Origin of the sequence: Clostridioides sp. GD02377, assembly GCF_045899875.1 — a bacterium.
In the GTDB taxonomy this organism is placed as follows: Bacteria; Bacillota; Clostridia; order Peptostreptococcales; family Peptostreptococcaceae; genus Clostridioides; species Clostridioides difficile_A.
In genome coordinates, this window is the sequence record NZ_JBJODA010000035.1 from 1 (window position 1) to 14,289 (window position 14,289).

Genomic DNA, 14,289 nt, shown 5'->3' on the forward strand with positions numbered 1-14,289 from the left:
GATAGGATTCTCTATTTGGATGCTAGGATTAAATGCTGACGCAGTCTTACAAGGAGTAATTTGCTGGGGTATATCAATAGGTATAAATCAAACTTACAAACACTTGAAGGATGGTGAAAAGTAATGGTAGATATAATGAAGATGTTAACAAAGAAAAAGTGTTATCCAAACAAGAATAATCCTAAATTTATAGTAATACATGAAACTGATAACGAGAGCAAGGGAGCAGATGCTAAAAGACATGCACAAGCACTTAACAATGGTAATTTAGAAGCAAGTGTGCATTACTATGTAGATGATAAAGTAATATATCAAACTTTAGACCACAAAGACGGAGCTTGGGCGGTTGGTAAAAGTTATGGGACTGCATTAGTTGCAGGAGTAACAAACTATAATAGTATTAATATAGAAATATGTGTAAATAAGGATGGTAACTACACAAAAGCAAGACAAAATGCAATAGGCTTAACTAAAAAGTTAATGAAAGATTTAAATATTAGTGCAGATAAAGTGATTAGGCATTATGATGCTAAGAAAAAATATTGCCCTCGTAAGATGCTTGATAGTCCGTCATTATGGGATGATTTTAAAAAACAAATAAGAAACAATGTAGAGGTGGGCAAAATGTATAAACACACAATAGTGTACAGTGGTGATGATAAGGTATCAGCAGACATATTAGGGTTATATTACAAAAGGGCAAAAGAAAGTTATTTAGCAGTAGATATAAAAGACTATAAGCCACATCAAACACAAAATCTGTATGTAATTGGAGGAGTAACTTGCAATAAGATGAAAGAGCTGAGTAAGACTACAGGAGAAAAATTCACAGAGATTTATTCTGATGATGTATGGTTAACAATGAATAAGGCTAGAGAGTTTATAAAAGCAAAATTATAAAAGTAGTCAGATTTAATTTTTAAGTAGGCATTTTGGAAAAATGGAGTTTAACATAGTTTTGTATTATAAATCTATTTTAAAAAGATGTCTCTACTAGTCTGTTTAAGTATTGATTTGTATAGTTATAATATAAGACATGTTATATTGTTTTAGTAAATACATTATTATAAAAAGTTCATATCTTATAATTTGAATTTTATAAAAATATTATTTTTTATTATAACTATATTATATTTAAATAAAATTTCAACTTTCACTAAAATAGGAGAATTTTATTAATATTTAAGTTTTAATTTTTAGTTTATAATGATATTATATAAAAAGGATTATTATATACTGTAATAATTAAAACTTTGGACTTTAATTAATATATTTTGAGTAGAGTATTCTAATATGTAATTTACTGGATGTGGACAATAATATTTATATCATCAAATTTATTTTTATCATAGAGCTTTTAATATATATATATATCAATATTAGATTATTAAAGATTCAAATATAATAGTAAAAAATGTAGCTCTAGATTGTATAATTTTAGATATTTATCTTTATATAATAAATCAAACCCCAAATGAGATATAAGGTAAAGTGCATAGTCTAAAAATATATGAAAAGAATAAATAAGACAGATTTATAGTTGTTAAAGTTTCTTATAATAGTAAATAAGTGCTATCAGAAAATATACTGAAGATATTTGTCCAGTTATTTGTAAAAAGAATAATTATTTTTAGGAGAGACTATAATGCAAATTAATGTATTGATAATTGATGGAGACAAGAATAATTGCGAGGAATTGAAAAAGTTTTTAGAAGAAAAGGGGATAAATGTCTATTTAGCATATAATTGTAAAGAAGCTATTAGGAAAATATTTAGTAATAAATTTGATTTAATATTTTTAGAAATAATTTTAACTGATGGTGATGGATGGGATTTTTGTAAAAAAATTAAAAATTTAACTACTTGTCCAGTTATTCATATGACTTATATAAGTGAAGAGCAAAGTATTTTAAATGCTTTAAATGCTGGTGGAGATGACTATTTAATAAAGCCTTTGAATTTAGAAATATTATATGCAAAAATGAAAGCCATTTTAAGAAGAGTAAATTTATATGTAAATAATAATGAAAACAATTCAAATTTAGAGGAATATAATAGAGGCAGTGGAGTCATAAAACTAGAAAATAAAATGATAAAATTAACTCCAACAGAAAATAGGTTATTAAATTACTTTATAGAGAATGCTGAGGAGACCTTAACTATTAAAGAGATATATGAGTATGTATGGAAGAATGAGTATTTAGAGAATAATTATAGTGTGGTAGTTGCAGTAAATGGATTAAGAAAGAAAATAGAGAAAGATTATAAAAACCCTCAAAAGATTATAACAATAAGAGAAGTCGGATATTATTTTAATAGGTAATAAAATCTAATAAATCGAATGATAAGGTGTGAATAAGATATTAATGTATGATAAAAGTTTTTATCCAAATAATATTTATCCAGCAATAGACTTTCTCAGGATAAAAAGTCAATTAAAATCAATATACAAGAATGATTTATCTGATTGTGGAAGCATATGTATAATAGAAAGAAAAGACTATTCTATGAGCATAAATAGCATAGGTGAGATAAATATATATTATGATTTGAAATATGAAAATAAGATACAAAGTGTAGTTGATGAGATTGAACAGTTATTTAAGTCTCAAGTTAAAAATTTTAGTGTATCAAAATTTAAGAATTGATGATTAGAAGGTAGCAACTGGAGATAGTTGTTACCTTCTTTTTTACACCTCAATTAAAATAGATTTGATAAAATATAGTATTTTATAGATAAATAAAGCTAATAATACAAACTCAAGATATTTACTTACACTTTGCCTACACTTTATATACACTTATGAAACGAATATCTCCTTAATCTAATATATACTAAATATAATCATATTTATCCCATGTAAATACTTATAATATTTAAAAGATATCAATAAGGAAATATTTAATATTAATCATCTATAATATATTAGAAAGGTAAAGTATAATTATTTATTCGTTAAATTTATTTCTTCGAGCATAAAAAATTAAGCTAAACTTATCACAAAATTATAAATGGAAAAGTATATTAATAACGAATATATTGAAAAGTTTTATAGAATAAAGTTGATATTTTTAATAAATAAAGTAATATTAATTCGGAATACAGACAAGTATTCATATAAAATTAATCAGTCTGTGCTTTTATATAAATTGACTTTTTTCTACATATGTACTAATATGTAAGTATAAACAATTAACCATCTTGGTAAGAAAATGAGGTGTATTTTTAACTTGCAAATTGAATATGATGAAAAAGTAGAAAAATATTTTTCTAATTTCGATTTAATGAAAAAGAAAATTGGGAATGATATGACTGAAACTATTAAAAACGTATGGATCAATTGAAGGCGGCTGATACGTTTGGGATTTATCTATCAACTGGATTGGGAAAACCTCATTCTCTTGAAAATGATTTAAAAGGTTTTTATGGAGTAAGCATTTCCAAAAATTATAGATTAATTATAAAACCAAGTACTGATGATTTAAGTTCTGAATATTTAAAGGTTTGCAAATTGGTTAAAATAAAAGGAGTGGAAGACTATCATGGAACAAAACATGAATGGATTATCCCGTGATTTAATTATTCACCCAGGAGAAACTTTAGCAGAAATTCTATCAGATAAAAATATGACTCAAAAAGAATTGTCAATTAGAACAGGATTTACAGAAAAGCATATTAGTACAATAATAAAAGGAACTAGAGGTATATCGGTTTCATTTGCTAAAAAACTTGAATATGTTCTAGGTATAGATGCTACTTTCTGGAATAATTTGCAGAGCAATTACGAAGAAGAAATTTTAGATTTTGAGGAAGCTAATAATATATCAAAAGAAGAATTAGACATATTAAAACCATTAAAAGATATAATTAGTTATTTTTGCGAAAAAGGGAAATTAAGTGATGGAGATAATGAAGCAGTAAAAATATTAGAATTGAGAAAACTTTTAGGTGTAGGAAATTTAACATTTATACCTAATATCAAGTATAATGCAGCATTCAGAGCACAATTAGCTAGCAATGCAGATGTTTATGTACTTTTTGCTTGGTTAAGAATTTGTGAATTAGTAACATCCGATATAGAAATTACTCAAGAATTAAATATAAATAAACTAAAAGATAAAATACCAGAAATAAAAAAAATTATGTTTTATAACGGAAATAGAATTCAAGAAGAGTTAGCTAAAATATTTTCGGAGTGTGGTATTGTATTTAGAATAGTAAAACATTTTAAAGGAGCGCCAGTTCAAGGTTTTATAAAAACAGATGCTAATGGTAGAATAATTTTATGCATGACAATTAGGCGAAGTTTTGCTGATATATTTTGGTTTACTTTATTTCACGAAATAGGACACATAATCAATGGTGACGCAAAATTAAACTTTATTGATTTTGAATCTACTGAAAGCGAGATAGAGATAAAGGCAAATAAATTTGCAAGTGATACCTTAATAAATCAAAAAGATTATGATTATTTTTTAAAGCAAGGAAAATATTCTCTGAAAGAAATAGATGAATTTGCACTTTCTCAAAATGTACCAAGGTATATAGTAATAGGTAGAATGCAGAAGGAAGATATTTTAGATTATGGTCAGTTTACTAATGAAAAGGTAAGATACTGTTGGGCATAAGATTTAACAATAATTTTACAATGGATTAAAAAATATCTAAAAGATATTAAAATCACGCGATTCAGACACAGCAAAAGGTGGTAGGGAAATCCTATCACCTTCTTTTGATTATTAATTCTATCAGCGTTTTATTATAAATAGTTTATATAGTTACATATTTCTTTCTAATTAAACAATGGGATACTATTGTTATAATGGATACTAATATTAATGATACTATTGCAGTATCTAATTTTTTTATTAATAAGCCCATTATTATGTATTCCAAGCCTATTAAATATTGATAAAACATCTCTAGTTTAATAGTTTTTTCTTTATCTATTTTTCCATATTTTAATTCTAATTTGTTAAAATATTTTTCCCTAAAGTAGTTAAATTTATGTTTAGTTAAACCTTTTATTACATTCCCTATTATAAATATTATTCCAATAAGTAAAAATATAATATTCCAAAAATTCATGTCACGCATCTCCTTTAATATAAGATACTCTAATTTATATCATATTTAACAATTTATATCAGCAATTTGTCGAACGATTCTACATAAATAAATAGAGTATAATGATAGGCTTATTATTTATAAGATATTGTTTTTTATGAAGTTATATATTTCCTTCTAATTAAATAATATAGCATTGTTGTTATAGTAGATACTAATATTATTGCTATTATAGTAATATCTAATTTTCTTGTGAATAAACCTATCGCTATGTATTCAAGACCCATTACATAGCGATAAAGTACTTCTAGCTTAACAGTTCTTTTCCTATCTATATTTCCATACATTGATTCCAATTTATTAAAATATTTTTCACTGCAAAAACTAGTTTTAGGTTTAATTAAATGTATTATTGTAGTTAATATTATAATTCCTATTCCAATAAGTATAAAATTGATATTCTCAAAATTCATAGTAGATACCTCCTTTAAAATTTGTCTTATTTACCTGTTTTGTTTTAAGAATAAAGATATTATGCGTATTAGAGTACCTATGAGCACTCCAGTAAATAAAAAAATAAACAGTCTAATTATATAAAAGCTTATTTCTTTTTTAGAAATAAACTCATAGGATATACATATGAATGTAGCAATACAAAAACCTAACATATTATGAAAAGAACTCTTTAAAATGTCTTTCATAAATAATCACTCCATAATTATTTAATAATTTCCCCACAATTAGGGCAGTATGTTTCATTTTCTATAATCTTCATTCTTGAATCTAAAGAAAAGTTACAATGAGGGCAACGATAAAATTTCAAATCAATAAATATACCAATAATTGAAAACACTATGGCTATTATGAAATTATTCCAAAAAGCTAGGAAGATAGCTCCAATCACAAACATAATTATTGATGTTATAGAAGTTATTTTTAGTTTTTTATAAGTGTTCATATTTTTAATAATAATCACCCTCCAATAAATTTAATTTGTTTATTCAGATTATAACAATCTCCAAAGAGAAAAGAGGTACTAAAAGGTTACAAATCAAATTAAAAAAATATAGGTTTTGACACTATTTGTAACGTATTAGATTTTTTCAATTGAATATAAAATAACATGTAATAATACGAACGAAACTTATTCTATCAAATAAAACTAATGATATAATAAACAGAACTTATTTATATAGGAAGTTTCCCATACCACAAGTATCCTAAAAGGGTGCTTTTTTATTTCCAATTACCATCAACTTATACAAAGGTACAAATACTCAAGAAGGTCATTCAAACTATCTTAAAACCGATTGTATTAGCTTTATTTTTGCTTAATACTATCAATAATTTATGATATAATAAAAAAATAGAAGTGTACTACCAATACACCTCTATAATTGTAACTAAGCATTCTCTTGAGCGGGAGTGCTTTTTTCATTTCTCCAGATAATGATACTGATTATTTATAATAATTTATCTTTATCTTTATCTTTATCTTTATCTATCAGATTTAATGCACAGTTAATACAAATATTATTTTTTGCATAATTTTTCTTATCAAAAATAATGTATTCATTAGTATTTTTTTTATCTATTACTTTATTACAGTAATCGCATACTATAGTTTTAGTCATATGTTTATTGTCCTTTCATTTTATATATCATAATTAAGCCCTAATATATTTAGTGTATACCTAAAGATATATTGTTTAAAATAGCATTTATTTAGGTTTTATAGAAAAGATATTGTATAATTTCTTACTCTTTAGAGGAATAAAATTATAAACAAGAGAAAGTAAAGAAGAAATATATTTTAATTGGATTTTTTATCATAAGTTTACTTAAATCGTAGATAAAACTAAAAAGGGTTCTTCTAGAAAATAAATTCTATTTAATTAATACCTACTTACCAATACCATCACTTGATGCAAGCAGGATTCTACTACACTTTCTCCATACTCTACCACAAAAGCATCTAACTGTGTATCTATAAAATCACAATAATCATACGAACTACCTATATAAGCAGTTAATATATGTGTACATTCATCTATTTTTCCTATAAACAAATTGTTTATCCCCCTAGAAAACTTTCAAAAAAACAAAAAGAAAAATATCTTTTTGGCAACTGGCTGACATAACTTATAAGAATTTTATAAGCATTAGTCCCTATAGTTTTGCGTCACTAAATTTCCCTAGTTTTGCCTATTTAGTTTTATTCTACAATTACAATAATACAATAGAATGAGTTATTATACAACATGCTTGTTTGAAAATTGAAAAAATTAATAATATAAACTTTATTTTACATTAAAAGAATAGAATAAGTGAGTAAAGTTTATGGTAAAAATTACCTGTATATATTGGAGTTAGAATATTCTATTATTAATTTAGATTAGACTAAATTTGAGGGAGTGACATAAAATGGAGCAACAAGAGGTGGCAAACAAACTACGTAGGGGAGAATTAATCTTGATGGAGTATCTATGGAGGAAAAAGTCTGTTCTATCTAAGAAAGAAATAATAGAAGCAATGCAACAGAGATATGGCTGGCATAAAAGCACTATTGAAATTCTTCTAAAAAGATTAGTAAATATGAAAACATTAAAAAAGAAAAGGATAAGTTTTCATATTTACTATGAAGTATTAATAAATAAAAAAGAGTATTTAAATGCTAGAAAAGAAGGTAGGAAAGAAAATAAATATGATAATTTTTTTATACGAATATTTACCACTGAACATAAAAAAGAAGAAATGACAGAAGAGCAAATGAAAAACTTTATAAAAAGCACACAAGAGATAGGAAAAAAATAATTTTATACATAATAGAAAAAGGAGAGGATATTATGCTTAAAAAAAAATTGCCAGATTCAGAATTTAAGATTATGAAATATATTTGGAATTCTGGATATAAAACTGTAATATCTAAAGACGTAGCAGATGAGATGGAAAAAATATATAACTGGAAACAAACAACAACATTAACTGTTTTAGCAAGATTAAATAAAAAAGGATTTTTAGCATCACAAAAGATAGGCAAGCATACACATTATACAATGCTTATAAAAGAAAAGGAATTTTTAGCATCGCAAGGTAGAAAATTTTTTGGAGGTTTACATAATAATCCTCTATCAGATTTAATTACGAAATTACATAATAGAGAAGAAATAAGCGATGATAAATTAGACGCTTTAGAAGACTGGATAAGAAGTTGGCAAGAAGAAGATTGTGATGAATAAATTAAAAAGTGGCATCTATAAAACAAATAGTTGTCACTTTTTCTTGATTTTGTTTGTGGATAATATGATGAAAAACTGTGGATAAATTATTTTACTGACATTTAACTGACCAAACTAAAAATATGTTTTATGAAAATGTTGAAAAATAAAGGTTTATAAGTAAGAAAAAGATTTGTATACTATTTTTATATAGAATAAAGTTTAAAAAATAAAGAATAAAAAATAGCATTAACCATGAAAAATGGCTAATGCTATTTTTATAATCAATATTAATTAATTAATTTTATATTATAGAAATAAATTTTTCTAATGCTGGGTTTGTATTGTTTTTATTCCATACAACTACAACTTCAATTCTATTCTGTACTTCCTTTATAGGAACAATTGAAATATCATGTTCTATCATATTACCTACAGCACAAAATGAAGGTAATATGGATACACCCATATTAGAGGCTACTAGAGATTCAATAGTATTGAGATTATTTGAACGTTGTACCACATTAGGTACAAATCCTGCTTCACGATATCTATCTTGTATCATAGATTTTTGACCATATTCATCTCCTGTCTCCTTTACAAAAATAAATTTCTCATGTTGTAACTCAATTAAATCGATACACTCTTTATTGTAAAGAGGATGTCCAGGGGGTAAAAGGGCAACTAAAGAATATCTTGCTACAGTTTTATATTCAAAACCTTTTAATGGTTGATTTTCCGGATTAATAACAAAAGCAAGGTCCATAAAATTATTTTTCACTAAGTTTAAAAGCTCAGTCATCTCGTTAGTACAGAGTTCCATAGATATGTTAGGGTATGTATGAGAAAATTCTTTTAAATATTGGTGAAGTTTGTTTTTTTCATATCCGATTAAAATTCCAATGCTTAATGTTCCAAAAAAACCATTTGCAAACTTTTGTGTTTTTGCAATAGCATCATTGATATTTTTTATTATAGTGCGTGCCTCAGATAAAAAAACTTTTCCGGCTGGAGTTAGCTCAACGTGTCGTTTGCTTCTTGTAAACAGAGTTACATGTATCTGTTCTTCTAAGGCTTTAATTTGTTGTGTAACAGCAGTTTGAGAAATATAAAATTTTTCTGCTGTTTTGGTAAAACTTAAATTTTCTGCTACAGATATAAAATATTCCAATTGTTTAGTATTCAAAGAATCACCCCTTTTTAAACTTATCTTGCTTGTAAACATTAGTTATATAATTAAAACTTATTATAGTATAAGGAAACTTACTTTTAAATAATATTAGAAAATATTTGTATAAAAATATATGTTTAAATGTGTATTTACATTAAATTTTATAAATTTATTAATAAGAATAACTTATATATTCCCATAAAAATGATATTGGATTTGACTGAGTTTATCCCATAAAATGAAAGTATATCAATTGATAATAACCTAGATAAGAAAGGAGAAAAAATGGAAGATAAATTTTATGCAAAAGGTGAAGGTAATAACGGTTATATCAAAAACCTTGAAGTGTGTTCCTTTAACAACTTAGATGGAACTTGTGGAATGTTTCAAATGGCACTTTATAAAAGAGATGAGCAATATTATTTATATGGGTGTTGTTTTGGGGGAAGTAAAAAGAATGGAGTAATGATTAGTGACATTACAAATCCTTATAATCCAGAATTTATTAAACACTTTCAAGTGTTAGATCCAAAAGAATATCCTACAACAACAACTCCAAAAATTCAAATAGCAGATGATTTAATGATAGTAGCTATGAGCTGTGGAAGTGGGCCAGGAGCTCTTGTTGACCAAGCTAAATTATCAAGTATTAAGTGTGAAGCAGGAATTAGAATATATAGTTTAAAAGAGGACCCTCTAAATCCTAAGTTTTTAGGATATTGGGATTGTGGATTAAAGCATGTAATGGGTGTTCATAGATTTATGTATAATGGTGGAAGATATGTACACTTATCAAGTGACTGTGTTGGATTTGAAGGAATGATTTATAGAATTATAGATATAATAGACCCAACTAATCCAGTAGAAATAGGTAAGTGGTGGAGACCAAACCAATATGCAGATGGATATCCAAATAGAACATTTGATCCAGGAGCGCCTCATTGTCCAGAATTTATGGATAAAGGATGGCTTCATGGACCTCCATTTGTAAGAAATAAAAAAGCCTATTGTGGTTATGGAGGAGCCGGTTTAGTTGTGTTAGATGTTGAGGATTTAACAAGACCAAGATGTTTGGGCGAATTACCATTTATGCCTGCGTTTTCTAGCAGACTTGCAGGAGCAAGAACGCATACAGCACTACCATTACCAGGAAGGGATTTGGTTGTTGTTCAAAACGAAGGAGAACGCTTTCAGTTTTTTAAACCAGAGAATATTACAGATGTCCAAGCTATGAATAATATACATATGGTTGATGTTAGCAATCCAACAAAACCGACATTAATTGCTCAGTTCCCATATCCTGAAGTACCAAAAGATTTTCCTTATCCTAATTTTAATGTTGCAGGGCTAGGAAAACCAGGACCATTTGGACCACATAACCTTCACGAACCAATGGATAATAAGCCATGGTTAGAGCAAAGAGGAGATAGAGTGTATTGCTGTTATTTCCATGCAGGTTTAAGAGTTTACGATGTATCAGACCCATATTATATCAAAGAATTAGCATATTTTATACCACCAAATCCAAATAAAGCACCAGAAGAGTCTTATTTCCCAGGATTCCCTGGACCACGTTTAGCAGTAACAGAAGATATTATTGTTGATGATAGAGGATACATCATTATAGATGCTCTAGATGATGGGTTCTATATATTAAAAATGAAAGAAGATTAATAAACACTAAAGAGGGAGAGTTAAATATGAAAATATTAGGTATTTCTTTTGGAACGAAAAATGGAAATAATGACACAATGTGTAAAGTAGCACTTAAAGGAGCTCAAGAAGTTGGAGCTGAAGTAGAATTTATTCAAATGTCATCTCTTAATATTAAACATTGCACTGGGTGTTGTGCATGTGTTAAGACTTTATTATCTGGAAAAGGTAGTATGTGTATACTAAAAGATGATTTTGAATGGTTACTTGATAAAATAAAAGACGCAGATGGGATAGTATTCTCAGACCCAATATTCGAAGAAGGAGCATCAGGATTATTTCATACCATAATGGACCGTTTTGGGCCAAGAGTAGACAAGGGAAATAATATTATAGGAACAAAAGTTGCAGAAGCTACGGGGGGAAAAATTCCAGACCCAAGGATACTTAAAGATAAAGTAGTATCATTTATGGGAATAGGTGGTTCAGACTGGGGGACAAGAGTTCAATGTGAACATGCTATGCTAGCCCTAATACCAATGTGGAAAGTGATAGATAATACTTGGTTTCCATGGGCAAAGGAACTAGTCATGAATGATGAAAAACTTGCTCAAGTTAGTCAAATAGGGATGAATATAGTTGAAGCAGCAAAAGATTTCGAAAAAGCTTCATACCAAGGAGAAGAAGGAGTCTGTCCTCATTGCCATAATAGGCTATTCTACCTTGAACCAGGTACTAAAAAGTCAATATGTGCTCTATGTGGCATAGTTGGAGAATTAGATACAACAAGTGGAAAAACTATATTTAGTTTTCCAAAAGAGCAATTAGGACATGCTCATGACACTTTACCAGGTAAGTTTATACATGGTGATGATATTAAAAGAATGGAAGGTCATTATGCAGAAGTTCGTAAAACAACAGAATTTAAAGAAAGAAAAGTAGCTTATAATTTTATAGAACCATTGATTAAAGAAAGGCAAGTTGAAGTTTCATTAGGAGAATAATTGAAATATAAAGGTTCTTTTTAAGGAGTGTTATAGGAGGCCTATTATATGAAAAAGAAATCAAGTTTTAGACAAATTGTATTTGTTAATGCAGTAAGAAATATCCCTATAGTCTTTATAAGGTCAGTTGTAGCACTAATAATGCCACTATACTTAATTTATTTTGTAGTATCTACGATTGTAAATCCAGTAGCAACTAGGTTGGTAGAGATAAGGCAATCTAGAGAATATGCTAATTACAATATGGAAAATGGATAGAAAGAAAAAAGAAATATTAACACTGTCAATAGGGATTGCTTTATTACCTCCTTTATGGGCAGTGTTAGCACCTTACATAGGGATAAAGACTGGAGCTGTAGCATTAATTTGTGCAGGATTATATGTAACCAATGGCAATAAACAAAAAGATGGATTAAAAATAATGTTTGGTTTTTGGTGTGGAGATTTGTGGGCAGTATTGGCAATTTTAATTATGGAACATATAAACTTCAATCAAAACCTAGAATTATTTTTAACACTTAGTATACTAGGATTTTTTGCAGTTATAATCGCATCTTTATTTGAAAAAATACTTTTCTTACCATCATGGCTTTGTGGCTGGGCTATAGGTCTAACTATTATGACAGGTGAAAGCCTTATTAACTTACAGAGCATTTGTATTCAAATTGCTGTAGCTATGGCAGTAGGAGTGTGGTATGTGGGAGCAGGTGTAGATTTGTTTACTAGGGGTATTTTAAACAAAGACAAAACAATGGAAAATTGAAGCATGTGAATATAATTTGATTATGGGAGGGTGTTTATGGGGTTTGAATTTAAAATAATGAGGAGTTTAATATATGTAGGACTTGCTAAGGAAGAGTATAGACCCAAATTAATGGATTGGTTATATCGCTATCATATTCCAGATAGTATTAGTAATTTTGGGCCATATTGTACTAAATATGCTTTTTATCAGGCATATCCTACACCAAATGAAGGTGAACGTTTTGGTGTACGTAAGATGCAATTAACAGAGCATTATTGGCTTGTAGATGAACATATGCCTGAGATGGCAAATAGAATTATGACAGAATACATGCCTATGGATGTTCTTCGTTGGCAAGGATGCATACCAGATGTGGAGAATAAAAAGGTTCATGAGAATGCAGAAAGTGGAGATGCAGGGCGTGCAGTAGGTGGTGACAATGGATGTCCACCATTTATATTTGCTTTTGTCCCAATAAACTGGGAAGAAGATTTTAGAGGAAAAGGACGTACTGTACAAGATGGTCCAAACTATCGCTGGCAATTTATGATTAAGTATCCAGAAGGTATCTCTAAAGAAGAAGGAGAAAAATGGTTTTATGATGAGATAGTTCCATACTTTACAAACTGTTGCTATGTTAATCGCTTTGTAAGCAGTAAAATCATGATTAACTATGGAGCAACTGCATTTGACCGTGTAGTAGAACTATGGTTTGAAGGAGAAGAAGAGTGGTATAAAGCTGTAGTTGAAGATGCAAAATCATTTATTAAAAAACCAGCATGGGCACAAGAAGAGGAGTTTCCATATCTAAAGCCACAATTCAATATCGCATCAGTATTTTTAGGTGATATAGCAACGATGGATGCATATTCACAGTATCGTGGATATATTCCAATGAGATAAAATTTATAAGATATTTATTAAAAAGTGTTTATGGTGTATTTAAAGATTAAGACATTCCTTTTATGATATAGAGTTGAAATAATAAAACTGCTATCATAAAGGGAATATTTTTATGTCTACAAAATACCAAAAGATTGTGAATACTATGTTTACTCAGGTATTCCTAGATTTAGATTAGTAGAATTTTTACAAAGAAAAACTCAATAATATTGTATTCACTTTTTATGGTAAAATATAAAGAAATTTTAAAATAACATCTAAGGAGGAGTAAATATGATTTTATTGGTAGTTGATACACAAAAACTAATAACAAATGAAAAGTTATATAATTTTAATAGTTTTGTAGAAAATGTAAAAAGCTTAATTGATACAGCTAGAAAAAGTAACATAGAAGTAATATATGTACGCCATGATGATGGGACTGAAAATGAGTTGACTAAGGGTAAAGATGGTTTTGAGATATATGAAAAATTTAAACCATACAATAAAGAAAAAATATTTGATTAAAAAATAGCTACGCATACTCA

Annotated in this window: 19 protein-coding genes, 1 pseudogene and 1 riboswitch; of the genes and pseudogenes, 14 read left to right on the forward strand and 6 right to left on the reverse strand. The window is 27.6% G+C overall.

Features of this window, described 5'->3' with window-relative positions; genetic code table 11:
* The 6 genes and pseudogenes from Q3304_RS19905 to Q3304_RS19930 form a co-directional block, all read left to right on the forward strand.
* A pseudogene (locus tag Q3304_RS19905) lies at positions 1-124 on the forward strand (holin); the annotation flags it as partial.
* Positions 124-900, forward strand: coding sequence for an N-acetylmuramoyl-L-alanine amidase family protein (locus tag Q3304_RS19910; protein WP_407815124.1), 777 nt, complete (start codon positions 124-126; stop codon positions 898-900). The pseudogene Q3304_RS19905 and the gene Q3304_RS19910, both read left to right, overlap by 1 nt.
* Positions 901-1,645: 745 nt before the next feature.
* Entirely contained in the window at positions 1,646-2,323 is a 678-nt protein-coding gene (locus tag Q3304_RS19915; RefSeq protein ID WP_407815125.1) for a response regulator transcription factor, read from the forward strand.
* Between the two features lie 28 nt (positions 2,324-2,351).
* Positions 2,352-2,648 carry a hypothetical protein gene (locus Q3304_RS19920; RefSeq protein WP_407815126.1) on the forward strand — a complete coding sequence of 99 codons (297 nt, stop codon included), beginning with the start codon at positions 2,352-2,354 and terminating at the stop codon, positions 2,646-2,648.
* A 684-nt stretch (positions 2,649-3,332) separates the two neighbouring features.
* On the forward strand, positions 3,333-3,575 hold the full coding sequence (locus Q3304_RS19925; protein ID WP_407815127.1) for a hypothetical protein: 243 nt from the start codon (positions 3,333-3,335) through the stop codon (positions 3,573-3,575).
* Entirely contained in the window at positions 3,544-4,629 is a 1,086-nt protein-coding gene (locus Q3304_RS19930; protein WP_407815128.1) for an ImmA/IrrE family metallo-endopeptidase, read from the forward strand. The genes Q3304_RS19925 and Q3304_RS19930 overlap by 32 nt, the downstream gene beginning before the upstream one ends.
* 142 nt (positions 4,630-4,771) lie before the next feature.
* On the opposite strand, the gene Q3304_RS19935 is transcribed toward Q3304_RS19930, so the two are convergent.
* The 5 genes from Q3304_RS19935 to Q3304_RS19955 form a co-directional block, all read right to left on the reverse strand.
* Positions 4,772-5,089 (reverse strand): hypothetical protein, encoded by a 318-nt coding sequence (locus Q3304_RS19935; protein WP_407815129.1) that lies wholly within the window; start codon positions 5,087-5,089, stop codon positions 4,772-4,774.
* Between the two features lie 134 nt (positions 5,090-5,223).
* On the reverse strand, positions 5,224-5,541 hold the full coding sequence (locus Q3304_RS19940; protein WP_407815130.1) for a hypothetical protein: 318 nt from the start codon (positions 5,539-5,541) through the stop codon (positions 5,224-5,226).
* Between the two features lie 245 nt (positions 5,542-5,786).
* The gene (locus Q3304_RS19945) at positions 5,787-6,026 is read right to left on the reverse strand and encodes a hypothetical protein (RefSeq protein WP_407815131.1); all 240 of its coding nucleotides are present in this window, start codon (positions 6,024-6,026) and stop codon (positions 5,787-5,789) included.
* 505 nt (positions 6,027-6,531) lie between these two features.
* Positions 6,532-6,702, reverse strand: coding sequence for a hypothetical protein (locus Q3304_RS19950; RefSeq protein WP_407815132.1), 171 nt, complete (start codon positions 6,700-6,702; stop codon positions 6,532-6,534).
* Positions 6,703-6,963: 261 nt separating this feature from the next.
* Positions 6,964-7,137 carry a hypothetical protein gene (locus tag Q3304_RS19955; RefSeq protein WP_407815133.1) on the reverse strand — a complete coding sequence of 58 codons (174 nt, stop codon included), beginning with the start codon at positions 7,135-7,137 and terminating at the stop codon, positions 6,964-6,966.
* A gap of 51 nt (positions 7,138-7,188) precedes the next feature.
* Positions 7,189-7,284, reverse strand: a riboswitch (cyclic di-GMP riboswitch).
* Positions 7,285-7,492: 208 nt separating this feature from the next.
* Here Q3304_RS19955 and Q3304_RS19960 point away from each other — a divergent pair.
* Together Q3304_RS19960 and Q3304_RS19965 are read left to right on the forward strand one after the other, a co-directional pair.
* Positions 7,493-7,882 (forward strand): BlaI/MecI/CopY family transcriptional regulator, encoded by a 390-nt coding sequence (locus Q3304_RS19960; protein WP_407815134.1) that lies wholly within the window; start codon positions 7,493-7,495, stop codon positions 7,880-7,882.
* Positions 7,883-7,914: 32 nt separating this feature from the next.
* Positions 7,915-8,307 carry a BlaI/MecI/CopY family transcriptional regulator gene (locus tag Q3304_RS19965; RefSeq protein WP_407815135.1) on the forward strand — a complete coding sequence of 131 codons (393 nt, stop codon included), beginning with the start codon at positions 7,915-7,917 and terminating at the stop codon, positions 8,305-8,307.
* 283 nt (positions 8,308-8,590) lie between these two features.
* On the opposite strand, the gene Q3304_RS19970 is transcribed toward Q3304_RS19965, so the two are convergent.
* On the reverse strand, positions 8,591-9,511 hold the full coding sequence (locus Q3304_RS19970) for a LysR family transcriptional regulator (RefSeq protein WP_407815136.1): 921 nt from the start codon (positions 9,509-9,511) through the stop codon (positions 8,591-8,593).
* A 231-nt stretch (positions 9,512-9,742) separates the two neighbouring features.
* Between Q3304_RS19970 and Q3304_RS19975 the strand changes: the two genes are divergently transcribed.
* The 6 genes from Q3304_RS19975 (at position 9,743) to Q3304_RS20000 (ending at position 14,269) form a co-directional block, all read left to right on the forward strand.
* A complete protein-coding gene (locus Q3304_RS19975; protein WP_407815137.1) occupies positions 9,743-11,131 on the forward strand; it encodes an LVIVD repeat-containing protein in 1,389 nt (462 codons plus the stop codon).
* 26 nt (positions 11,132-11,157) lie between these two features.
* Entirely contained in the window at positions 11,158-12,114 is a 957-nt protein-coding gene (locus Q3304_RS19980; protein ID WP_407815138.1) for a flavodoxin family protein, read from the forward strand.
* 48 nt (positions 12,115-12,162) lie between these two features.
* Positions 12,163-12,372, forward strand: coding sequence for a hypothetical protein (locus Q3304_RS19985; RefSeq protein WP_407815139.1), 210 nt, complete (start codon positions 12,163-12,165; stop codon positions 12,370-12,372).
* On the forward strand, positions 12,365-12,877 hold the full coding sequence (locus Q3304_RS19990) for a DUF1097 domain-containing protein (protein ID WP_054277822.1): 513 nt from the start codon (positions 12,365-12,367) through the stop codon (positions 12,875-12,877). Before Q3304_RS19985 ends, Q3304_RS19990 begins: the two co-directional genes overlap by 8 nt.
* Before the next feature lie 36 nt (positions 12,878-12,913).
* A complete protein-coding gene (locus Q3304_RS19995; RefSeq protein WP_054272059.1) occupies positions 12,914-13,762 on the forward strand; it encodes a hypothetical protein in 849 nt (282 codons plus the stop codon).
* A gap of 273 nt (positions 13,763-14,035) precedes the next feature.
* On the forward strand, positions 14,036-14,269 hold the full coding sequence (locus Q3304_RS20000; RefSeq protein ID WP_407815140.1) for an isochorismatase family protein: 234 nt from the start codon (positions 14,036-14,038) through the stop codon (positions 14,267-14,269).
* Positions 14,270-14,289: the final 20 nt, after the last annotated feature.